Source organism: Megasphaera sp. DISK 18 (genome assembly GCF_001682955.1).
Lineage (GTDB): Bacteria > Bacillota > Negativicutes > Veillonellales > Megasphaeraceae > Megasphaera > Megasphaera massiliensis.
This window is the reverse complement of sequence record NZ_LUGJ01000054.1, coordinates 1-20,712: the sequence shown is the minus strand read 5'-3', so window position 1 is coordinate 20,712 and position 20,712 is coordinate 1. Positions and strand designations below refer to the sequence as shown.

27 protein-coding genes are annotated in these 20,712 nt (G+C 52.2%); 24 read left to right on the top strand and 3 right to left on the bottom strand.

Annotated features, from left to right (window positions below):
- Window positions 1-88: 88 nt before the first annotated feature.
- Window positions 89-685 (bottom strand): nitroreductase family protein, encoded by a 597-nt coding sequence (locus A0U42_RS10145; RefSeq protein ID WP_065360874.1) that lies wholly within the window; start codon window positions 683-685, stop codon window positions 89-91.
- A 286-nt stretch (window positions 686-971) separates the two neighbouring features.
- Here A0U42_RS10145 and rpsD point away from each other — a divergent pair, with 286 nt between their 5' ends.
- Window positions 972-1,559, top strand: coding sequence for a 30S ribosomal protein S4 (gene rpsD, locus A0U42_RS10140; RefSeq protein WP_044504444.1), 588 nt, complete (start codon window positions 972-974; stop codon window positions 1,557-1,559).
- Window positions 1,560-1,642: 83 nt separating this feature from the next.
- On the opposite strand, the gene A0U42_RS10135 is transcribed toward rpsD, so the two are convergent.
- The gene (locus tag A0U42_RS10135) at window positions 1,643-2,602 is read right to left on the bottom strand and encodes an exonuclease domain-containing protein (protein ID WP_065360873.1); all 960 of its coding nucleotides are present in this window, start codon (window positions 2,600-2,602) and stop codon (window positions 1,643-1,645) included.
- 23 nt (window positions 2,603-2,625) lie between these two features.
- Window positions 2,626-3,069: a hypothetical protein gene (locus tag A0U42_RS10130; RefSeq protein ID WP_044504441.1), complete on the bottom strand. Its 444-nt coding sequence runs from the start codon at window positions 3,067-3,069 to the stop codon at window positions 2,626-2,628.
- Window positions 3,070-3,225: 156 nt separating this feature from the next.
- On the opposite strand from A0U42_RS10130, the gene A0U42_RS10125 reads away from it, so the two are divergent.
- The 23 genes from A0U42_RS10125 to dapA all read left to right on the top strand — a co-directional run bounded on the left by A0U42_RS10125 (window position 3,226) and on the right by dapA (window position 20,693).
- Window positions 3,226-3,843, top strand: coding sequence for a hypothetical protein (locus tag A0U42_RS10125; protein WP_255304167.1), 618 nt, complete (start codon window positions 3,226-3,228; stop codon window positions 3,841-3,843).
- A 17-nt stretch (window positions 3,844-3,860) separates the two neighbouring features.
- A complete protein-coding gene (locus A0U42_RS10120) occupies window positions 3,861-4,352 on the top strand; it encodes a molybdenum cofactor biosynthesis protein B (RefSeq protein WP_044504439.1) in 492 nt (163 codons plus the stop codon).
- Window positions 4,352-4,927 carry a bifunctional adenosylcobinamide kinase/adenosylcobinamide-phosphate guanylyltransferase gene (cobU, locus tag A0U42_RS10115; protein ID WP_065360871.1) on the top strand — a complete coding sequence of 192 codons (576 nt, stop codon included), beginning with the start codon at window positions 4,352-4,354 and terminating at the stop codon, window positions 4,925-4,927. Before A0U42_RS10120 ends, cobU begins: the two co-directional genes overlap by 1 nt.
- A complete protein-coding gene (cobS, locus tag A0U42_RS10110) occupies window positions 4,924-5,676 on the top strand; it encodes an adenosylcobinamide-GDP ribazoletransferase (RefSeq protein WP_065360870.1) in 753 nt (250 codons plus the stop codon). The genes cobU and cobS overlap by 4 nt, the downstream gene beginning before the upstream one ends.
- A 110-nt stretch (window positions 5,677-5,786) precedes the next feature.
- Complete coding sequence (locus A0U42_RS10105) at window positions 5,787-6,440, top strand: histidine phosphatase family protein (protein ID WP_065360869.1); 654 nt, start codon at window positions 5,787-5,789, stop codon at window positions 6,438-6,440.
- Window positions 6,441-6,448: 8 nt separating this feature from the next.
- A complete protein-coding gene (locus tag A0U42_RS10100) occupies window positions 6,449-7,156 on the top strand; it encodes a pseudouridine synthase (protein WP_065360868.1) in 708 nt (235 codons plus the stop codon).
- 93 nt (window positions 7,157-7,249) lie between these two features.
- Window positions 7,250-8,317, top strand: a complete 1,068-nt coding sequence (locus A0U42_RS10095; protein WP_065360867.1) for a Xaa-Pro peptidase family protein — start codon at window positions 7,250-7,252, stop codon at window positions 8,315-8,317.
- A gap of 13 nt (window positions 8,318-8,330) precedes the next feature.
- A complete protein-coding gene (efp, locus tag A0U42_RS10090) occupies window positions 8,331-8,888 on the top strand; it encodes an elongation factor P (RefSeq protein ID WP_065360866.1) in 558 nt (185 codons plus the stop codon).
- 95 nt (window positions 8,889-8,983) lie between these two features.
- On the top strand, window positions 8,984-9,352 hold the full coding sequence (locus A0U42_RS10085; protein WP_065360865.1) for an Asp23/Gls24 family envelope stress response protein: 369 nt from the start codon (window positions 8,984-8,986) through the stop codon (window positions 9,350-9,352).
- Window positions 9,345-9,641, top strand: coding sequence for a hypothetical protein (locus A0U42_RS10080; protein WP_065360864.1), 297 nt, complete (start codon window positions 9,345-9,347; stop codon window positions 9,639-9,641). Before A0U42_RS10085 ends, A0U42_RS10080 begins: the two co-directional genes overlap by 8 nt.
- Before the next feature lie 20 nt (window positions 9,642-9,661).
- On the top strand, window positions 9,662-10,108 hold the full coding sequence (gene nusB, locus A0U42_RS10075; protein ID WP_065360863.1) for a transcription antitermination factor NusB: 447 nt from the start codon (window positions 9,662-9,664) through the stop codon (window positions 10,106-10,108).
- Window positions 10,108-11,058 carry a peptidase gene (locus A0U42_RS10070; protein ID WP_065360862.1) on the top strand — a complete coding sequence of 317 codons (951 nt, stop codon included), beginning with the start codon at window positions 10,108-10,110 and terminating at the stop codon, window positions 11,056-11,058. The genes nusB and A0U42_RS10070 overlap by 1 nt, the downstream gene beginning before the upstream one ends.
- Complete coding sequence (gene xseA / locus A0U42_RS10065) at window positions 11,055-12,269, top strand: exodeoxyribonuclease VII large subunit (RefSeq protein WP_255304166.1); 1,215 nt, start codon at window positions 11,055-11,057, stop codon at window positions 12,267-12,269. Before A0U42_RS10070 ends, xseA begins: the two co-directional genes overlap by 4 nt.
- Entirely contained in the window at window positions 12,250-12,492 is a 243-nt protein-coding gene (gene xseB / locus A0U42_RS10060; RefSeq protein WP_044504427.1) for an exodeoxyribonuclease VII small subunit, read from the top strand. Before xseA ends, xseB begins: the two co-directional genes overlap by 20 nt.
- Window positions 12,489-13,373 (top strand): polyprenyl synthetase family protein, encoded by an 885-nt coding sequence (locus A0U42_RS10055; protein WP_065360861.1) that lies wholly within the window; start codon window positions 12,489-12,491, stop codon window positions 13,371-13,373. The genes xseB and A0U42_RS10055 overlap by 4 nt, the downstream gene beginning before the upstream one ends.
- A gap of 21 nt (window positions 13,374-13,394) precedes the next feature.
- Entirely contained in the window at window positions 13,395-14,198 is an 804-nt protein-coding gene (locus A0U42_RS10050; RefSeq protein WP_044504425.1) for a TlyA family RNA methyltransferase, read from the top strand.
- A 10-nt stretch (window positions 14,199-14,208) separates the two neighbouring features.
- Window positions 14,209-15,081, top strand: a complete 873-nt coding sequence (locus A0U42_RS10045) for an NAD(+)/NADH kinase (RefSeq protein ID WP_065360860.1) — start codon at window positions 14,209-14,211, stop codon at window positions 15,079-15,081.
- Window positions 15,074-15,688, top strand: coding sequence for a class I SAM-dependent methyltransferase (locus A0U42_RS10040; protein WP_065360859.1), 615 nt, complete (start codon window positions 15,074-15,076; stop codon window positions 15,686-15,688). Before A0U42_RS10045 ends, A0U42_RS10040 begins: the two co-directional genes overlap by 8 nt.
- On the top strand, window positions 15,660-16,115 hold the full coding sequence (gene argR, locus A0U42_RS10035) for an arginine repressor (RefSeq protein WP_044504422.1): 456 nt from the start codon (window positions 15,660-15,662) through the stop codon (window positions 16,113-16,115). Before A0U42_RS10040 ends, argR begins: the two co-directional genes overlap by 29 nt.
- Before the next feature lie 7 nt (window positions 16,116-16,122).
- Window positions 16,123-17,805 (top strand): DNA repair protein RecN, encoded by a 1,683-nt coding sequence (gene recN / locus A0U42_RS10030; protein WP_065360858.1) that lies wholly within the window; start codon window positions 16,123-16,125, stop codon window positions 17,803-17,805.
- 116 nt (window positions 17,806-17,921) lie between these two features.
- Window positions 17,922-18,719: a 4-hydroxy-tetrahydrodipicolinate reductase gene (dapB, locus tag A0U42_RS10025; RefSeq protein WP_065360857.1), complete on the top strand. Its 798-nt coding sequence runs from the start codon at window positions 17,922-17,924 to the stop codon at window positions 18,717-18,719.
- A gap of 30 nt (window positions 18,720-18,749) precedes the next feature.
- The gene (locus tag A0U42_RS10020; RefSeq protein ID WP_065360856.1) at window positions 18,750-19,787 is read left to right on the top strand and encodes an aspartate-semialdehyde dehydrogenase; all 1,038 of its coding nucleotides are present in this window, start codon (window positions 18,750-18,752) and stop codon (window positions 19,785-19,787) included.
- A 24-nt stretch (window positions 19,788-19,811) separates the two neighbouring features.
- On the top strand, window positions 19,812-20,693 hold the full coding sequence (gene dapA, locus A0U42_RS10015; RefSeq protein ID WP_065360855.1) for a 4-hydroxy-tetrahydrodipicolinate synthase: 882 nt from the start codon (window positions 19,812-19,814) through the stop codon (window positions 20,691-20,693).
- Window positions 20,694-20,712: the final 19 nt, after the last annotated feature.

Here is a 20,712-nt window from a genome sequence, read left to right as displayed (position 1 = left end):
CAACAGGGTAAACCCCATAACGAAAAAGGCTCCCTGCCTGGCAGGGAGCCTTCTCTATGTTATGATGGGAGAGTGAGTGATATGCGTCTTATTTGAAAATCTTGACCCGTTCTTCAATGGGAGCCTTTTCGATGGGATCCGGTTTCTGTAAGGGATGGCCAAAAGGCATCTGAGCGATGAGTTTCCATTCTTCCGGCACACCGGTCAATTTTTTGACTTCATCGTCGATGAGGGGATTGTAATGCTGGAGATTGACACCTAAGCCGAGGTCGGTAAGGGCGGTCCAGATGGCGAACTGCATCATGCCGTTAGCCTGTTGCCCCCAGATGGAGAAGTTCTGTGCATACAGCGGAAATTGGTCGGCCAATTTTTCAACGATGGAGATATCGTCAAAATAGAGGACTGTGCCGTACGCGGCGGCAAAGGAATTGATTTTTTCTTCCGTTGCAGCGAAATTAGCTGCCGGTACGATGCCGCGAAGGGTATCCATGGCGATCTGCCAAATCTTATCGTGGGTTTCACCGAAGGCGACGACGACTTTTCCGGACTGCATGTTGAAAGCCGAAGGAACTTCGTGAACCATATCTTCAATCGTCTTTATAATCGTTTCCTGGGAGATAGAAACGTCTTTACTAAGAGCATAGTTTGTGCGCCGATTGGTAACGGCTGTCGTGAAGTTATTCATAAGGCACCTCCTGAGTTTTTATTAATTAATAATGAATCTCTTTTATTTTAAGCTAGTATAGCATCTTGTACGATATAAGTCAAGATTTCTTCAGAATTTATGAAGAGACCTTTCTTTTTTTGATAGGGTGAGCTATACTTTTAGCGGCAGCTTTTTGGAGGCCTGGAAACCGGTCGGAAAAGACGCCCCAAGCCACTTGACAGGCCCTATGCCCCTGTGGTAACATTAATACATTGCGTGAGCAAAATTTATTTTTTTGAATTACTAATATGAGGTGATGTAGAAAATGGCAACGAGGAGAGACCCGCGTTTTAAGGAATGTCGCCGGTTCGGAGTTAATGTGTACGGACACCCTAAGGCATTAAAACGCGTACGTAAAGATCAGCGTCAGAAAAAAATGTCTGAATATGGCACGCAGTTATTGGAAAAACAGAAACTTCGCGCATACTACAATTTGCTCGAACGTCAGTTTGTCCGTTATTATGATAAAGCCAAGAAGATGGAAGGCGTAACGGGCCAGAACATGCTGAAATTGTTGGAATGCCGTTTGGATAACTTAGTATACCGTATCGGTTTTGCTAACTCTATCCGCCAGGCACGCCAGATGGTCAACCACGGCCACATTTTGGTCAATGGCAAACGCTGCGATATTCCGTCGGCACACGTAAAAGTTGGTACGGTTATCACATTGAAAGAAGATTCCCGTTCGAACGAAATGTACAAGAAATCCTTCCAGGAATTAAAAGCATTCGACGTTCCCTACGTTGAAAAGAATTTCGATGGCTTCGAAGGCACCCTTACCCGTATGCCTGAACGCGACGAAATCCCTGTAGAAATCAACGAAACACTGATCGTCGAATTGTACTCCAAATAAGAATTATTTGAGTATGATAAAAAAAGCGTTGTCTTTCAAAGACAGCGCTTTTTTGATGTGCAAAATAAGAATTCGGTTTGAAGTCAGTCGGCCTGTTCTAATAGAGCAAGGCCTTTGTCGGCAGCGTAGTAGGTGCCGGATTGTTTTCCCGCGGTGAGGTATCCCGCGTCGACCAGGTCTTTAACGAGAGCCAAATCCGGTTTTTCCGGGGCCGCCATTTCTTCCGGCGTACCTTCTTCGCGTTCGACGGCGGCGATGTAGGCAGCTTTTCGATCGTCATCGGTCGGTTCTTTTTCGACGTAGGTCAGAGACGGCAGGTAGAGAGGATAGTCTTTCTTGGCCTCCAGGAAGAATTTCCCAATTCCGATGGCCTTGCTGAGAAGATTGCCTTCCTCGGTCTTGATGTCCATTTCATCGCAGATGTTTTCGATCTTATTGGAAGAGAAGTGGTAGTATTTTTTGGCGGCTTCCATCGTGTCAGCATAGCGGAAGGACGGGGCCTTGATGCCGTAAATGTGAAGGGCATGGGTCAGGCAGCCCAGGACGAAGGGGGCGTTGTGGGCGATGAGGGTCTTGCCTTCGATGAGTTTTTCAAGACCGGCCTGCCAGTATTCGCCGAATTCATCGGCTTTAGACAAGTCTTCCCAGCGATGTCGGCCTCCCGTAGCGGACAAGTTGTTTTCAGGCGGGCGGATGTAGAAGTACCGCGTGTCTTTTATCTCGCCCTTATCAAATTCGGCCAGAGCCAGGAGACAGATGGAGTAAGGCTGCTCATTGGCAAGCTCGATGGCGATACTCGTAAAGTGCTGGGGGAAGCGGCGGAGTTTTCCCTTTTCGACAAGGGGATACTTGTAGTAGCCTTTTTCCGGTTTGATGTCGTATTGGTGGAGATTGTCGACTTTTACGTGGACCTTGGTCACCAGGTCTTTTTCATACTTTGCCTTGCGCCGCTTTTTTCTAAGGGCCGACGTCAGGGAGTAGAGAACGGCGCCGATGAAGATGATGGTAGCGACGGTGGTTACGATGTGGATGATGGAATCCATAACTATCAATCCTTTTCAGTGTATTATTCTTGGAAAAAATTCATGTTGTAGCAGGCTCGGAAGGCACGATTGGCTGCATTGCCGTTGGCCGAGAGGCGGTCTGTCGTCTTGACTTCCGGGTTAGCCAGGGCCAGGGTAGACAGGATGTTACCGGCAGGGTCGTAGCCGACGTCGCCTAAGGTCTGCGTTTTTACCGATTGGGATTTAAAATTGTAGAAAAAATTGTTATCATATCCTTGTAAGGTATTGTTGGCATAATCGTAGGTCACGACCGTCGCCCGGATGATGTAGTACGGCGGATCGTAGCGAACGGACTGGATCGTATTCATGTCGATGTACGATTCCGTCGTATCGTCGTGGCCGACTTGGACGAAGCGGGGATTGTTGTCGAGAAAATTATTGGCCGATGCGAAAAGGGTCAACAAAAAGAAGAAGGAGACGGCAAGACTGGCCGTTTTTTTGAACATAAGGCATACTTCCTTTCTGGCCTTTTTAGAAAGGCCGTATTAGCTATAAATATATTATATAGGAATTGACAGACAATACAAGAATATATATTGTAGAAGTAGGAGTTTAGACAGATCAGGTCGAATACTATAAGTATAGAGGTGATAATAGTGGATGTGATATACATTGGACTGCCCTTTGTCTTTTGGCAGGAAGATGAATCGAAACACGGGCTGGATATTCACGTGACCGAAGGGTTCCAAAAAATAGGGTTTCACGTCTATCCGCTCAACGCCGGCGACAATGCGGAAGAGATTTGTGCGGCTTACAACCTGCATACGTCTTTTGTCGAAGAAGAAGCCGATATTGCGCCGACGGAAGAATTTATTTCGGAACACGTCTTATGGGAAGATTTCCCCTTGCTGTATATTTCGGAAGCGGCGGCGACGTCAGAAGATGAATATACACAGTTCGTCTTCCATACGGCGGAACTGGCTCGGGACAACGGACTCATCGTGGCGGCAGAAGTTGCCGAATGCGACGAGGATGAAGACGATCCCTATCCTTGGCGGTCTATGGCGACCGTCCTTTGGGCTCACGGGGATATCTTGCCGACGGGCAGCCCGAAGTGTGCCGTCCGACTGGCAATCGGAACGGGAATTACCGTGTCCGACGGCAACGAAGAGCGGCACTATGACAAGCAAGTTGTCAGCGAAATGTTTATTCCTTATTTTCTCCAGGGACTCTTAGAAGGACAAGACCCCTTTTCCATCGCAGCATCGTACGAGTCCTGAGTTAGGAGGGTTTTACTTTGAATCACAAAAAAACAGAAGAACACCCGTTGCGGGCAGCCATTCTTACCATCAGCAACAGCCGTACCTTTTCCGACGATACGAACGGATTGCTCATTCAATCGCTGTTGGCACAGCACGGCCACCAAGTCGTCGACTATCAGATCGTGAAGGACGACCGGGCCGAAATTGAACGCCATCTCCATGAATGGGTATGCAGTGTCGACCTGGTCATTACCAGCGGCGGTACGGGGATTGCCAAACGGGACGTGACCGTTGAGACCGTGGAAGCCCTCTTCGATAAAACGATTCCGGCCTTTGGCGAAATGATGACTTACTTTGCCTATCGGCGAGTCTGCGGCGTTCAGGCTATGGCCTATCGGGCGACGGCCGGCATCATCCACCAGTGCCAGGTCTACTGCCTGCCGGCCCTTCCCAGCCTGATTAAAATCGGCATGGAAAAAATCGTCCTGCCCGAAGTGTTCCATCTGTATTCGGAAATTAAGAAGTGATGGAGAATTCAAAGATCGTATTGGTAACGGGCGGGGCCCGAAGCGGCAAGAGTGACTTTGCAGAGCGCTATGCCGCGGTCCTGCCCGGCCGTCATGCCTATGTGGCGACGGCTTTCGTTTCTGATGATGAAATGGCCCGGCGCATCGCCCTTCACAAGGCGCGCCGGCCGGCATCGTGGGCGACTTGGGAAGTTCCCAACAACTTACCCGGTGTCCTCGACGACCTTTGTAAGAGCGCCGAGGTCGTCCTCGTCGACTGCTTGACCATTTATTTTTCGAATTATCTGTGGGACCATGACGGAGAGAGTGACGATGTTCTCCTGGATGGGGCTCTGACGGAGCTTAGGACCATCTTGAAGGCCTTTCGAAAGGCCGGCGTGACGGCTGTTTTGGTTACCAATGAACTGGGAAGCGGCATCGTGCCTATGGAGCATGTCAGCCGCCTCTATCGGGATCTCATCGGCCGCATCAATCAGGAAGCGGCCCGCGAGGCCGATGAAGTCTATGTGTCGGTCTGCGGCATTACGACGGAATGGAAGCATCGGGCCGTGATCCTGCCGGAGGTGAACCCATGAAAGCCTTTCTCATTGCCCTGCAATTTTTATCGCGGATCCACCTGGCGTCGCAGGATGTTTGGACGGACGAAGACTTCGGTCGTTCAGTGATGTTCTTTCCTCTCGTAGGCCTTATCATCGGCCTTTTATTGGCCGTCTTGTACGGCGCTTTGCCGTTTATTTTGGATCCTTTTGGCCGCGCCGTCTTGGTCGTGGCCTTTTGGTTCTACCTGACCGGCGGTCTCCATGCCGATGGCTATATGGATACGGCTGACGGTCTTTTTTCCGGCCGCAGCCGGGAACGGATGCTGGACATCATGAAGGACAGCCGCGTCGGTTCCGGCGGCGTCATGGCCTTCGTCTTCTTGGTTCTTTTGAAGGTTTCTTTTTTGAGTCAGCTCGAACCGAAAGCCGCCGTCTTCAGCCTCGTGGCCATTCCGGCAGCAGCTCGGTTCGGGACGCTGATCAGTATTTTCCAGTTTCCCTATGCCCGTCAAGAGGGACTGGGAAAGGCCTTTGTTACCTACGGGCCGCCCCATACGACGGTAAAGGCCTTGGTGCTGGCTCTCTTGCCCGTATTCCTTTGCGGGCCTTTTTATTTGGCCCTCTTAGGGGCGGCCATGATCTTGTCCCTATGGGCGAACCACGGCATCAGCCGAAAACTCGGCGGCGTCACAGGCGATACGTACGGCGCCGTCATCGAAGGCAGTGAAATGGTTTTGCTCCTTCTCGTCGTTATCGGTAGCAAGGCCGTTCATTTCCTGTTATAATATCTATGTCTCTCGCTTGGGACGGCGCTTATTTTCCGGTGTCCGTCCTTTTTGCAAGGATGGGACGACACGAAGCTTTTTAGATGAATTTTCGATAATGGAGGATATTCATGATTACATTATATTTAGCGCGTCACGGTGAAACGGACGGAAATGTACAGCAGTGGTACCAAGGTTCTACCGATGTACCCATCAATGCCCACGGGCTGGAACAGGCCAAACACCTCGGTGAATTTTTCAGCCATACCCACCTCGATGCTGTATACAGCAGTACCCTCCAGCGGGCTATGGCCACGGCGGAATGCGTAGCGGCGCCGCACGGCTTGTCGGTCATCCCAGATGAATCGTTGAAGGAAGCCGATTTTGGCGAATGGGAAGGCCATACGTATGAAGAGATTACGACCAAGTGGCCGGGCGAGCTGGAAGCGGTCTACGCGTCAGACGGGACCTTGCCGGCTCGGGGCGGCGAATCGTTTTGCCAGGTCCGGGACCGTATTTTGAAAGGAACCCGCGACATCCTGGCCAAGCATAAAGACGGTGACAGTGTGTTCATCGTCTCCCACGGAGCGGCCATCCGCTGCCTCCTCTTCGGCCTTTTAGGCCTCGATATGCGCCGTATCTGGTGCTTCCAACAGTTCAATACGGCCTTCAATGTCGTCGAATATTACGGCGACCGCAACGTCTTGACCCTCCTCAACAGCACCCGGCATTTAGAAGGTACAGCCGGATATCTGCCTCAGTGGGACAAGATGCCTTCTTTATAGGAGCGCCTATGGGAAAGGCGATGCGTCTCGATAAACTCCTGGGCCATACGGGCTGGGGGACGAGAAAGGAATTAAAAGACTTATGTAAGAGCGGTCAGGTCACGATAAACGGTGCCATCTGCCGCGACAGCAGTCGTAAGGTCGATCCGGAAGCGGACGTCGTCGCCGTCGGCGGAGAGATTGTATCTTATGAAGAATATATTTATCTCATGCTCTATAAGCCTTCAGGCGTCGTGTCGGCTACGGAAGACAACGTGTCGCAGACGGTCCTCGATCTCTTGCCGCGTAGGTATCAGGGTAGCCGCCTCTTTCCCGTCGGCCGGCTGGATAAAGATACGACGGGCCTCTTGTTTTTGACCAATGACGGAACCTGGGCCCACGGCATTACGTCGCCGAAGAAACATCAGCCCAAACGCTATGAAGCCGTCGTCGAAGGCGATATTCCCTCTGATATAGGGGAACGCTTCGCTTCTGGCATCGTCCTTTCTGACGGTCTCGAATGCCTGCCGGCAACTGCGGAAAAGACGGGGGAACACACCATTGCCGTCATCGTTGAAGAGGGGAAATTCCACCAGGTAAAGCGCATGTGTGCTGCCGTCGGACTTACGGTGATGGCACTCCATCGCCAATCTATCGGTCCGGTCTTTCTCGACGAAGGGCTGCGCCCCGGTGAGTTTCGTCCGCTCACGGATGACGAACGAGACAGCTTATCGTGATAATGGAGAATATATCCTTTTGATTTTTTTCCTTTTCAGGCAAGATAAAATATGGTATTATAAAATATGATTGAATTAATATAAGGTGATAGTATGATAGAACAACGAATTGCCGATTTGCGTGCCTTCCTCGAAGCACATGATGCCGATGGCGCCATTATCGTTCAGCCCGAAAACCTGCGTTACTTCAGCGGTTTTACCGGCGGCGAAGGGGCCTTGGTCGTCGGCCTTGATAAGGCCGTACTGTGGACCGATTCCCGGTATACGGAACAGGCCGCACAGCAGTCGGGCTCGTGGTATGACATCGAAAATCATCAAGGGGCCTTGGCCCGCTCCATACGCCAATCCCTGACGGAGATGGAAATCGGTGTTGCGGCCTACGAAGAAAATTTTCTGACCCATTATTTATATGAAGCCATTGCCGACGGGGCTTTCTGCGGTTTCCTGCCCTGCGATCTGACCCATCTTCGGGCCGTCAAAGAATCGTACGAACTGGAAGCGACGCGCAAAGCAAGTCACATCGCCGACAAGGCCTTTTCGGACCTCCTGCCTTACATCAAGCCGGGCGTTACGGAAAAGGAAATGGCGGCTCGCCTTGAAAGCAATATGCTGCTTCTCGGGTCTGAAGAAAAATCTTTTACGACAATCGTCGCCTCGGGCAAGCGCTCGGCCATGCCTCACGGTACAGCCAGCTCCAAGGTCATTGAAAAGGGCGATTTCGTTACCTTTGATTTCGGTGCCGTTTGGGATGGGTATCATTCCGATATTACCCGTACCGTCGTTGTCGGCAAGGCGACAGAGGCCCAAAAGGATTTCTACAATCTCATCTTAGAAGGGCAGCAGATGGGCGTATCGCTGGTAAGAGCGGGGAGTTCCTGCCGAGCCATTGACTATGCCGTTCGCAATTATTTTGCCCGCTATCACGTCAGTCAATATTTTACGCATTCCCTAGGACATGGGACGGGGCTTGAAATCCATGAACAGCCGGTGCTGTCACCCCGCTCGACCGGTGTCTTACAAGAGAATATGATAGTCACGGTCGAACCGGGACTGTACATAGAAGGCAAGTTTGGCGTCCGCATTGAGGATTCCGTTGCCGTAACAGCCGACGGCTGTGAAATTTTAACCAAAACACCCAAAGAATTGATGGAGCTGTTATAGGAGGAGTTTAGACATGATTACAAGTAATGATTTCAGACCAGGCGTAACGATTGAAATCGACGGCCAGGTTTGGCAGGTTGTTGAATTTCAGCATGTAAAACCGGGCAAGGGCGCTGCCTTCGTACGCGCTAAGATTAAAAACCTCGAAACCGGTGCTGTTGTTGAACGTACCTGGAATGCCGGCGAAAAGGTTCAGGACGGCCACGTCGACCGCCGCCAGATGCAGTACCTTTATGAAAATGAAGGCATGTACTGTTTCATGGATAATGAAACGTATGAACAGATTGAATTGAACAAAGACGCCTTGGGTGATGCAGCTAACTTCCTCAAAGAAGAAATGAATGTATCGGTCATGATGTTCAAAGGCAAGGTCATCGGCATCGATCTGCCGGCTTCCGTTGAACTCAAAGTCATCGAAACCGACCCCGGCGTCCGTGGTGATACAGCTACCGGCGGCAGCAAACCGGCCACGCTTGAAACGGGTTATGTCGTCAAAGTACCGCTCTTTATCAATGAAGGCGAAGTTCTCCAAATCGATACGAGAACCGGCCAGTATATCGGCAGAGCTTAAGGTTAACGGATTACCGTGTTAGCCGCTAGCATAGGGTATTCAAGGGGCTTCGCGCGTGCGACAGCCCCTTTTTTTGGATGAAAGAGGTGATGTCCATGGAAACGACAGAAGTCAATGAATGGGGGAGTATTCACATTTCCCAACAAGTCATTGCCGCCATTGCTTCGCTGACGGCGGCCAAGGTTCCGTCAGTCGCTGCGTTGGGAACGAATATTGCCGATGCGGCGGCTGAAAAACTGGGCCGGACACGGCCTAATCACGGTGTCGATGTCTCCATTGACGGACAGGTGATTGAGTTGACCGTCCGGCTGCTCATCCGCTATGGCTGCCGCATCCCTGACGTCGCCTTGGAAGTCCAAAAGACGGTCAAAGACGCTGTTGAAAAGGCGACGGCCTGCCCCATTGCGGCCGTTCACATCATCGTCCAGCAAGTGGTTTTCGAGGAGGCTGGTCAAGATGGATGACAATCAGGACTTTGCTTATGCCGTCAGTGATAAGGCCCTGCGCAACATTGCCGAAACGGCGGCCAAAGACGTGGATGGCGTTACGGCCGTGACCCGCTGTAGTGTTTCCGTAAAAGACGGCAGTGTCGCCCTTCGCTTGGGCATCCGCGCTGTCTATGGTGTTAACCTGCATGAGTTGGCCCTCGCCATCCAAAAGTGTACCGCCAGGGCTGTGCAGGATATGGCCGACCCGAAGGGTCTTGATATTTCTGTTACTATAGAAGATTTGGTACTGCCGCCGGCAGATTAGTTACCAACAGGAGGTTTTTTGTGAGCAGACATAAAGCGCGCCAAGAGGCGCTCGAACTCTTATATTCCCGTGAATTTCACGAAGAAAACGACATTCAGTACCACGAACATGAAATCATGGAAAGCGATTTCATCACGACGGATATGCTGACTGAAGACGGTCCGGAACTGAGCGAATCGGAACGGCATACGTACAGCAAGTACCTCGTCGAAACGACGACGGCTCATCGCGCTGAATTGGACGACATCATCCGTCCCTTCGTCAAAGGCTGGGAAATTGAACGGATGAACCGCATCGACCGCAATATTTTGCGCTTGGCTCTGTGCGAACTGGTCTACCCGAAAGAAACGTTGGCCCCGTCCATTGTACTCAATGAAGCCATTATCCTGGCCAAGGAATTCAGCGGCGATAAGTCGGCGAAATTCGTCAACGGCATCCTCGGCGCTTACGTAAGGTCGAAAGACTGATGGATACCTATCTCGGTATCGATACCAGCTGCTATACGACGTCCCTGTGCCTGGTCGATGAAACCTATGGCGTCGCTGCTGATGAACGAATCATCCTGACTGTTCCCAAAGGCGGTCGCGGCCTGTCCCAGTCGAACATGGTCTATCAGCATACGCGCAACCTGCCGGTTCTCTTTGAACGGGCGGCAGCAGTACTGAAGACGCGCCGGATTCGGGCTATTGCCGTGACCGACCAGCCACGGCGCCGGGACGACTCTTATATGCCGGCTTTTTTGGCAGGCCTCGGGTATGCCCGGGCTCTCTCGGCCGTCTTACAGGTACCCTTATACCGCTTGAGCCATCAGGAAAATCATTTGCTGGCTGTTCTTCGCAGTTTGGGGAAAATCGAAAAAGAGCCTTTTTACGGTATCCATCTCTCCGGCGGTACGACGGAGCTCGTCCGGGCCGTTGCCGACGATAAAGGCCTTGACATCACCCGCATCAGCGGTACGAGCGACATCAGCGCCGGCCAGTTCATCGACCGCATGGGCGTCGCCATGAACCTGCCATTTCCGGCCGGGGTCCACGTCGATAAGATGGCACAGTCGTTTTCGGGAACCCTCAAAGGAGCCTCGGTCTTTTTTAAAGACGGTGAAGTCAGTTTTTCCGGTCCCGAATCACAGGGCCAGCGCCTTTTAAAGGACGGGGACGCCGATATACCTCGGCTCTGCCGCTGGACGCTGGCGACGGTTTGGCGGGGCCTTCATCGCCTCCTCGATTACGCCGTCTCTGACGGCATGACTCACCTCGTCGCGGCCGGCGGCGTCATGTCTAATTCTTATTTGCGCCAAGAACTTCAGGTATACTGCCAAGAAAAGCACATCCGACTCGACCTTGCCGAGGACGGCTTCAGTGCCGACAATGCTTCGGGAGCTGCTTTTTGGGCGGCCCTACAGGAAGGGAAAAAATGATGAAATACGCATCGGTTACGGACGTCGTCCGCCGCATTAAAGAGGATATACAGAAGGATTACCGACTGCAGAGCATTGCCATGGAAGGCAACGTCATCGGTCTGAAGCAGGCATCTAACGGCCATTATTATATGAATATCCGCGATGAAGCCTGTTCTCTACGAGCTATCGTCTTTCGCAGTCGGGTTACGGCTGCCGTAAAGGCCCTGCGCGAAGGGGATCACGTTGTCGTCATCGGCGCCGTCAACGTCTATGAAAAAGGCGGCGCCCTGTCCTTTATCATTGAACAGCTCTTTTCCCAGGGGACGGGATCCCTCCAGGCCCAGTACGAACAGATTAAGAAAGACCTGGAAGCCAAGGGCTATTTCGACAGTTCCCATAAAAAAGAACTGCCTCGCTTTCCCTGGCGCGTCGGTGTTCTGACTTCAGCGACCGGTGCCGTCCTGCACGACATCCGCCGCATTGCCGGAGAACGGAATCCCTATGCCGATATCGTCCTCCGGCCCATCCCCGTCCAGGGCGAAGGCGTCGATAAGACCATCGCCGCTGCCATCGATGAGATGGGCAAGCGAAAAGACTTGGACATTCTCATCGTCGGCCGCGGCGGCGGATCGATGGAAGACCTGTGGTGCTTCAACAGTCCGGCTGTCGTAAAGGCCATCTATGGGGCTAAGGTCCCGGTCATTACGGCCATCGGTCATGAAACAGATACGACCTTGGCCGACTATGCCGCCGACGTACGGGCGGCGACACCGACCCATGCGGCAGAACTGGCCTTTTTCGATTTTGAGGAAGCCCAGCTCGACTTAGCCGCCTTGGCGGAACGGGCCTATGACATCATCGTGCGGCGTATCGACAGTGAAAAGCGCCGCGTCGACACCGCTGCCGGCCGACTTAACCTGCCGCATTATGAACGCTTTTTGGAAATGAAAAAGGCTCAATTGGCCTTGCTCATGGAAGGTGCCGGCCATCAGTGGCAGCGGCAGCTCGAACAAGGACAGAGTAGACTTCTGGCCTTAAAAGGCCGCCTGGACGGCCTGAATCCGGAAAACCTCGTGCGCCGCGGCTACGGCCAGCTCGTACAGGACGGAAAAATCATTACCGCCATCGACAGCGTAGCCGCCGACAAACCCCTTGAAATACAGCTCGTCGACGGTACGATTGTGACAGACGTGAAAGAGGTGAAGCGATATGGCAAGAACGACGGATAAACTGAAAAATTTTGAAAGCAATTACGAGAAACTGGAACAGCTCGTCCGCGACCTCGAAGCGCCGGATTTGACGCTGAAACAGTCCCTCGATTTATATGAAAAGGCCGTTAAATTGTCCAAGGACTGCGAAGATGCCTTGGACTATGCCCGCCAGAAAGCAGCGGCCATGGTCGATAAAGGTGACGAAACGGCTGATGTGGCAGAAGGAGTGCTGGACTTATGATGTTTAAAGACTATTTGAACGATAAAAAGAATCATATCGAAACAGTCCTTAAACAGCTTCTTCAGACGAAGCAGCCCCAGTTTGGGACCTTGTATGAATCGATGAATTACAGCCTCATGGCCGGCGGCAAACGGATCCGCCCGGTTCTCATGCTGGCCACCATCGAAGCCCTGGGATACGACGCGGAACCCTATACGGAAATGGCCTGCGCCCTGGAATGTATCCATACCTATTCTTTGATTCACGACGATTTGCCCTGCATGGATAACGATGATCTGCGCCGGGGCAAACCGACGAATCACGTTATGTACGGACCGGGCATTGCCACTCTCGCCGGTGACGGCCTCTTGACCTTTGCCTTTGAACTCCTGGCTCGTCAGAAGGACATAGATCCGGATAAGCTGAACCGCTGTATTGCCGTAATTGCCGAGGCAGCCGGTCCTTCCGGCATGGTCGGCGGTCAGGCCTTTGACCTGGCGTCGGACGGCAAGATGGAAATCGGTCGGGCAGGGATGGAACTCCTCCATCGTTCTAAGACGGGAGTCATCTTCAAAGCAGCCATCGATATGGCTGCCATCGTTTCTGAGGCCGAACCGGCCGTCCGAAAGGCCCTCGATGAATACGCGACCTATATGGGACTGACCTTCCAGATTACCGATGATATCCTCGATGTCGTCGGCGACGAAGCCCTTTTGGGAAAACCCGTCGGCAGCGACCTTAAAAACGACAAGGCGACGTATGTCACCATCTTTTCCCTTGAAGAAGCGCGGCAAATGGCGCGCGATGCGGCTGATAAAGCCGTTATGGCCCTTGAACCCTTAGGGGACAAGGCCTGGTTCCTGAAGGAACTCGTCGAACACCTGCTGACCCGGGTCCATTAATGATAGGAGAGGTAAGATCGTATGCAGCATAAAGAAAGACTGGACGTACTCCTCGTCAACCGCGGCTTGTCTGAAAGTCGGGAAAAAGCCAAGGCTACCATCATGGCCGGCTTGGTTTTCGTTGACAATCAGCGCGTCGATAAGGCCGGTACCAAACTGGCCGACGACGTAGAAATCACCGTCAAAGGCAATCCCATTCCCTACGTCGGCCGCGGCGGCCTGAAATTAGAAAAAGCGATGGAAATATTTCCCATCGACCTTACGGGAAAGACGATGATGGATATCGGCGCCTCGACAGGCGGCTTTACAGACTGTGCCCTTCAGCGCGGCGCCGTGAAAGTCTTTGCCGTCGACGTCGGCTACGGTCAGTTGGCTTGGAAACTCAGGACTGATGAGCGCGTTGTCAATATGGAACGGACCAATATCCGCAACGTCACCGTCTCCGATATCGGCGAGCCCGTGGACTTCATTTCCATCGACGTCTCCTTTATTTCCCTCCTCAAAATCATGCCGGCCGTCGTGCCCCTTCTGGCACCGGGCGGCGTCATGGTATCCCTTATAAAACCTCAGTTTGAAGCCGGGCGGGAACACGTCGGCAAGGGCGGTATCGTCCGCGATATCACCGTCCATCGTGACGTCATCCGCCGCGTCGTCGACGGCATTGCCGAAAACGGGCTGTCGCCGCTGGGGCTCACGTTTTCCCCGATAAAGGGGGCCGACGGCAATATCGAATATCTGTTGTACAGCCGTAAAGATGAACCTTGTCACAACGATATCACCGATGACGTTGTCGAAGATATTGTCGGTAAATCTCATGAAATGTAGGTGATTTCTCATGCGTATCGGTATTTTTCCGAACCTTGTTAAACGCGAAAGCGCAGCGATCGTCAAAGAACTCATCCGGATTTGTGAAGCCCGGGGTCTTGAATACTACTTGCCGGCTTACGTCAGTGAGAGCTGTCAGCCGGCCTATCAGGAAATTGAAGCCGACCATTTCCGGCCGCGAATGACGATTTACGACACCATCGATATCGCCATGGTTCTCGGCGGCGACGGGACGATCCTCAAGATGGCCAATAAATTTGCTTCGGCAGACGTTCCCATTTGCGGCATCAACCTCGGTTCCTTGGGGTTCCTCTATGAAGTCGAAACGCGGAACCTCGAACAGCGTCTGGACGATATCCTGGCCGGAAAATATTTCCTCGAAGAACGGATGATGCTCCATGCCGATCTGTGCTACGAAGACGGTATGATTCAGTCTCTTCCCGATGCCTTAAATGATATCGTCATCGGCCACGGAAATGTCGGCAAATTGATCCGCGTCGACCTCAGCATCAACGGTCATTTTATTCAGCAGTATCCCGGTGACGGCCTCATTGTATCGACGGCGACGGGCAGCACGGGTTATACGTTTTCGAGCGGCGGCCCCATTGCAGCGCCGAGCGTGCCCTGCATCATGGTAACGCCAATCTGTCCGCATCTGCTCCTGAAAGTACCCCTGGTCCTGCGCGACGACGATCAGATTTCAGTTACGTCGGCCCACAGCCGCAACAGCGTCCGCGTCTCCGTTGACGGCGTGATGGATCAGGAATTGATGGGCAATATGACCCTTGAAATCCGAAAAGCCGATCACGTACTGAAACTGATTCGCTTTAACCAAAATTATTTTTATAGTAATTTATTTACTAAGATGATGGGAAATGATTGATATGTATCCATTCCGCAATGCCGTTACGGTATCGCACATGCTCCTCGATCCCTATGTCCGCCGGGCCGGAGTGATTGTCGATATGACCTGTGGGAACGGATATGATACGGCTTTTTTGGCAAAACTCATGCCGGCCGATGCCGTCCTCTATGCCTTTGATATACAGCCCTGTGCCATTGAACGGACGAAACAGCGGCTCTTGGAAGAAAAGCTGACCGACCGCGATGTCCGCTGCCAGTGTGGCTCTCATGACGAACTCTTGGAAACGGTCCCTGACGGCATCGATGTCATGGTATTCAATTTGGGCTATTTGCCGTCCGGAGACCATCGTATCCATACGGATTATGAAATAACACTAAGGGCTCTAAAAATAGGCTTGAATAAAATTGCGATAAATGGGATAATTATAATAGCAGCTTATCCCGGTACTGAGGCCGGCGCTCAGGAAGAAAGAGCGCTGCAGTCATTTTTGAAGGACGTACCCCAAGGGGCCTTTCACGTCTCGTCGTGGAAACCCGTCAATGAGGTCCACTGTCCGCCCTTATTATATGTCGTACAGAAGAGAGGGAAAGGTCATTATGAAAAGATTTCGCTACACAAAGATTAAAGAGATTGTCCAGTCCAGACCGATTGAAACACAGGAGGAATTAGCCAAGGCACTGCAGGAAGAAGGCATTGAAGTCACCCAGGCGACGGTGTCCCGTGATATCAAAGAACTGATGTTGATCAAGGTTCCGACCAGTGACGGCCATTATCGCTATGCGTTGTCGCCGGAACAGAACATGCTCATGTCCAAGAACCGCATGGCCCGTCTCTTTCAGGACTCCATCGTCCGCGTCGATTCGGCCTACAATCAGATCATCGTCCACACCCTGCCGGGGTCGGCCAACCACATTGCCGCTGCTATGGACCATGCCCGCTGGGAAAACGTCATCGGTACCTTAGCCGGCGACGATACGGTCCTGCTCATTGTGAAAGATACGGAAACAGTTCCTAAATTGATTAAATTGATCGTATCGTTGATGAAGGAATGAGGTTCTTATGCTGCAGTCCCTGCACATTCATAACTTTGCGCTGATTGAAGACCTGCATTTGGACTTAGAGGACGGAGTGACGATTTTTACCGGCGAAACAGGGGCCGGCAAATCGATTCTCCTTGACGCCATCGGTATGTTGGCCGGAAAACGGGCGTCGGCATCCTTCGTTCGCCACGGCACCGAGGGCTTTCTCGTCGAAGGCTCGTTCTTTTTTGCCGATATGCCTGCCGAATTGGCAGCCCTTTTGGCAGATAATCACATCGAAGTTGACGAGGGACAGCTCATCATCTCCCGGCAGTTCCAGCGCAGCGGAAGAGGGACCATTCTTGTTAACGGCACCTTGGTGCCGACGGCGGTCCTGCGCCGCGTAGGCGATTATCTTCTCGATATTCACGGCCAGTTCGACAACAGCCTCATCTTTAACACTGCTTATCACGTCGCCATTTTAGACGGTCTCAATGACGACGTCCGTAAGGCCAGAGAAACGTATGACGAGCTCTATGGCACGTGGCATAAAACGGAAGGGGCCATCAAGGCCCTGCGCCGCGATGAAGGTGAAAAGGCTCGGATGCTCAGTATCCTGGCCTTTCAAATCAAAGAAATCGAAGGGGCGGAGTTAAAGGAAGGCGAAGACGACGAGCTCGAAGGGAAGATCAATAAGGCGTCCCATGCGGAACACCTGAAGGATAATCTGCGGGATGCCATCTTTGCGTTAGAAGGCGGCGAGCGTCAGACCGGGGCTATCGAACAGTTTGAGACGATTCACCGCAGCCTCGAGAAGGCCTCGACCTACGACGATACCTTCAGTGCCTTGTCAGGAAAGGTAGAAACCTTGTCCTATGAGATCGAAGATATCCACGATGCTCTTCTTCGCTATGCCGATTCCTTCGACTTCGACGAGCACGCTTTGGACGCCATGCAGTCCCGCATGTCAGCTATTGAAAAATTAAAGCGCAAATACGGCGTCACCGTAGCTGACATTTTGCAGTTTTTGGCCAAAGCCAAGGAAGACTATGAACGCCTGGACCAGTCGGAAAGCCACTTAGCAAAACTCGAAGCGCAGCTGGCGAAAGAAGCGGAGGCTGTACGGCATCAGGCAGGGGTTTTACTGGATTTGCGCCATAAAGCCGATGACCGGTTCAGCAAGGTCATGACTGAGACCTTAAACAAGCTCGGTATGCCCAATAGCCGCATTGCCTTCCACATAGAGCCTATGAAGGAAATTTCATCGGACGGTGCTTCCGGCATTGAACTTTATTTTTCAGCCAATACGGGGGAAGCGATGCAGCCCTTGGCAAAAATTGCCTCCGGCGGTGAAGTCTCGCGTATTGCCTTGGCCTTGAAGACGACCGGGTCCGGCCAGGATGCCGATAAGATTATGATTTTCGATGAAATCGACGTCGGCATCAGCGGTCAGACGGGCCTTCAGGTCGCTGACCATATCCGGAAACTCGCCGGCCGAGGACAGATTTTCTGTATTACCCACTTGCCGCAGACGGCGGCCATTGCCGACCACCATTTCTTCATCTATAAGAAGGAAGCCGACGGTCGGACGGTTACCCAGGTACGCAGCCTGTCTGACGGTGAACACGTCCTTGAAATCGCCCGCATGTTTGCCGGCAACGATACGACAAAAGCCAGTATTGAAGCGGCCAGACAGATCGTACAACAGGTGAAGGGATCGTAAGGCAGCCTTCGAAGTGACAGATACAGGTTGACGAATGTCCGCGATAGGTATATAGTTAAAGATAATTTTAAAATAAAAATACGCTGTCAAATCATAAAACTACAGGGGGAATCAATATGCTTCGTGTATTAGTCAATGGGGCAGACGGCCGCATGGGAAGCCAGGTCGTCAAAGCCGTTTTTGAAGATCCGGAACTGACCGTCGCCGGCGGTGTCAGTATCGACCACGTCGGGGAAGACGTCGGCGAAGTCGCAGGTGTCGGTCATTTAGGCCTTGCCATCGAAGACGATTTTGCCAAGGCCCTTGACGATATTAAGCCGGACGTCGTCGTCGATTTTACGACGCCTGCCGTCATTTTTAAAAATGCTAAAACCTGCATAGCTCACGGCATCAACATGGTCGTCGGTACGACGGGACTTACGGCCGAACAGCGCCATGAGCTCCATGCCCTGGCTTTGGAAAAGAAGACCAGTATCTTCATTGCACCGAACTTTTCCATCGGTGCCGTTTTGATGATGAAGTTGTCGACGGAAGTCGCGCCCTATCTGCCGGACGTTGAAATCATCGAACTCCACCACAACAATAAACTCGACGCTCCGTCGGGGACGGCCATCATGACGGCTGATAAAATCGATGAAGCGCGGAAAGCTGCCGGTGCTCAGCCGGCTCCGGACAAGACCCATGAAAGCCTGGACGGGGCCCGCGGTGCTTCTGTTGCCGGCATTCCCATTCACAGTGTCCGTCTGCCGGGATACGTAGCCCACCAGCAGGTCCTCTTCGGGGGATACGGCGAATTACTGACGATTCGTCACGATTCGATCGACCGTAAATCTTTCATGCCCGGCGTCATCTTAGCCGTTAAGAAAGTAAGCTCCCGTCCGGGACTCGTCTTCGGGCTGGAAAACTATTTATAAATAAGGAACCATGAGGAAAGGAAGTTTGTTATGACGAAAGAACCGGTAGTAGCGATTTTAGGTGCCACAGGTGCCGTAGGCCAAGAATTTATCCGCCTGATTGAAGAACGAAAATTCCCGTACAGCCAATTGAAGTTGTTGGCATCCCACCGTTCGGCCGGCAAGAAATTGACGGTCAATGGCAAGGAATATACCGTTGAAGAAGCCAAGCCGGAATCCTTCGATGGGGTAGATATCGGACTCTTTGCCGGCGGCTCGGTCAGTAAAGAACTGGGACCGGAAGCGGCGAAACGCGGCTGCGTCGTCATTGACAACTCCAGCACTTTCCGCATGGATCCCGACGTCCCCTTGGTCGTTCCCGAAGTCAATCCGGATGATATCGCCCTTCATAAGGGCATCATTGCCAATCCGAACTGTTCGACGATTATCATGCTCATGGCTTTGAAACCGATTCATGATCTGTCGCCCATCAAACGGATCATCGTCAGCACCTATCAGGCTGTGTCCGGTGCCGGTAAAGAAGGGCTCGACGAACTGCGCGAAGAAACGGAAGCCTTCTTAGCCGGTCGGGACATGGAACCGAAAATCCTGCCCAGCAAGAGCCTGCCGAAGCACTACCCCATTGCCTTTAATCTCATTCCGCAAATCGATAAGTTTGTAGAAGACGATTATACTAAGGAAGAAATGAAGATGGTCAACGAAACGCACAAGATGCTTCATGACGACTCTATTGCCATTACGGCGACGACGGTCCGCGTGCCGGTCTTCCGCAGCCATGCCGAATCGATTTATGTAGAAACGGCTGATGAATTGACCGTCGATGCCATTCGCAAAGCCATCGATGCCTTCCCGGGTGCTCAGGTTCAGGACGATCCGGCAGCGATGGAATATCCTATGCCTTTATTTACGTCGGAAAAATACGACTGCTACGTCGGCCGTATCCGCAAAGATTTATACAATCCGAAGGCGGTCAACCTCTGGGTTTCCGGCGACCAGATCCGCAAGGGTGCAGCCCTCAATGCCCTGCAGATTGCCGAATATATGCTGGATCACGATATGATTCACTGAGATCACGATGGGAGATGAATCTTTATGTTAACCTTTCCGAATATCATCATTGCTATGATAACGCCTTTCAATCAGGACGGTTCCGTCAATTATGAAGCCGCTGTCGAACTGGCTAAGAAGTATGCCGACGAAGGTTCGGGCATCCTTCTTGGTGCTACGACCGGTGAAGGAGCCGTCATGACCGAAGAAGAAAAGCTCAAGCTTTTTAAAGTCGTTGCCGACGAATTAAAAGGCAAGACCCTTATCATGGGCAATGTCGGTACCAATAATACGGCTGAGTCCATTGCCATCGCTAAAAAGGCCGAAGCCACCGGTGTCGATCTCTTGCTGTGCATCGTACCGTATTACAATAAACCGAACCAGGACGGCTGTTACGCCCACTTTGCGGCCATCGCCAAGGCGACGTCCCTGCCGTTTTTCATCTACAACGTACCGGGCCGTACCGGCGGCAGTATCGAACCGGAAACGGTCTGCCGACTGGCTCGTGACTATGACAACATCATCGGCCTCAAAGACGCCAGCGCCAGCCTCGACTTCGCCGGTTACGTCGCTGCCAATGCTCCGGAAGGCTTCCACCTTTACAGCGGCGAAGACAATTTGACCCTGCCTATCGTTGCTGTCGGCGGCGAAGGTGTCATCACCGTTGCCGGCCACGTCATCGGTAAGGAAATGGACGCCATGATTCAGGCCTATAAAGACGGCGACGTCAAAAAGGCCGCTGCCCTTCATCAGAAATACCTGCCCTTCATGAAAGGCGTCTTCTGCACGGTCAGCCCGGTTCCCATTAAGACCATGGTCAATATGCTCGGTTTTCCCGCCGGCCCCCTTCGCCTGCCTTTAGTCGAAGCCAATCCGGAAATCCGCGAAAAATGCCAGCAGTACTTGAAAGATATCGGAAAATTATAAGGCTCTTTGTCAAATGTTG

Coding starts and splice junctions, on each gene's coding strand:
- A0U42_RS10095 (WP_065360867.1), top strand. CDS start 7,250: ATGATAGAACAACGAATTGCCGATTTGCGTGCCTTCCTCGAAGCACAT.
- dapB (WP_065360857.1), top strand. CDS start 17,922: ATGCTTCGTGTATTAGTCAATGGGGCAGACGGCCGCATGGGAAGCCAG.
- dapA (WP_065360855.1), top strand. CDS start 19,812: ATGTTAACCTTTCCGAATATCATCATTGCTATGATAACGCCTTTCAAT.
- xseB (WP_044504427.1), top strand. CDS start 12,250: ATGGCAAGAACGACGGATAAACTGAAAAATTTTGAAAGCAATTACGAG.
- A0U42_RS10105 (WP_065360869.1), top strand. CDS start 5,787: ATGATTACATTATATTTAGCGCGTCACGGTGAAACGGACGGAAATGTA.
- A0U42_RS10020 (WP_065360856.1), top strand. CDS start 18,750: ATGACGAAAGAACCGGTAGTAGCGATTTTAGGTGCCACAGGTGCCGTA.
- argR (WP_044504422.1), top strand. CDS start 15,660: ATGAAAAGATTTCGCTACACAAAGATTAAAGAGATTGTCCAGTCCAGA.
- A0U42_RS10050 (WP_044504425.1), top strand. CDS start 13,395: ATGCAGCATAAAGAAAGACTGGACGTACTCCTCGTCAACCGCGGCTTG.
- A0U42_RS10135 (WP_065360873.1), bottom strand. CDS start 2,602: ATGGATTCCATCATCCACATCGTAACCACCGTCGCTACCATCATCTTC.
- efp (WP_065360866.1), top strand. CDS start 8,331: ATGATTACAAGTAATGATTTCAGACCAGGCGTAACGATTGAAATCGAC.
- A0U42_RS10055 (WP_065360861.1), top strand. CDS start 12,489: ATGATGTTTAAAGACTATTTGAACGATAAAAAGAATCATATCGAAACA.
- A0U42_RS10145 (WP_065360874.1), bottom strand. CDS start 685: ATGAATAACTTCACGACAGCCGTTACCAATCGGCGCACAAACTATGCT.
- xseA (WP_255304166.1), top strand. CDS start 11,055: ATGATGAAATACGCATCGGTTACGGACGTCGTCCGCCGCATTAAAGAG.
- rpsD (WP_044504444.1), top strand. CDS start 972: ATGGCAACGAGGAGAGACCCGCGTTTTAAGGAATGTCGCCGGTTCGGA.
- A0U42_RS10040 (WP_065360859.1), top strand. CDS start 15,074: ATGATTGATATGTATCCATTCCGCAATGCCGTTACGGTATCGCACATG.
- A0U42_RS10085 (WP_065360865.1), top strand. CDS start 8,984: ATGGAAACGACAGAAGTCAATGAATGGGGGAGTATTCACATTTCCCAA.
- A0U42_RS10080 (WP_065360864.1), top strand. CDS start 9,345: ATGGATGACAATCAGGACTTTGCTTATGCCGTCAGTGATAAGGCCCTG.
- A0U42_RS10070 (WP_065360862.1), top strand. CDS start 10,108: ATGGATACCTATCTCGGTATCGATACCAGCTGCTATACGACGTCCCTG.
- cobS (WP_065360870.1), top strand. CDS start 4,924: ATGAAAGCCTTTCTCATTGCCCTGCAATTTTTATCGCGGATCCACCTG.
- recN (WP_065360858.1), top strand. CDS start 16,123: ATGCTGCAGTCCCTGCACATTCATAACTTTGCGCTGATTGAAGACCTG.
- A0U42_RS10100 (WP_065360868.1), top strand. CDS start 6,449: ATGGGAAAGGCGATGCGTCTCGATAAACTCCTGGGCCATACGGGCTGG.
- A0U42_RS10045 (WP_065360860.1), top strand. CDS start 14,209: ATGCGTATCGGTATTTTTCCGAACCTTGTTAAACGCGAAAGCGCAGCG.
- cobU (WP_065360871.1), top strand. CDS start 4,352: ATGGAGAATTCAAAGATCGTATTGGTAACGGGCGGGGCCCGAAGCGGC.
- A0U42_RS10130 (WP_044504441.1), bottom strand. CDS start 3,069: ATGTTCAAAAAAACGGCCAGTCTTGCCGTCTCCTTCTTCTTTTTGTTG.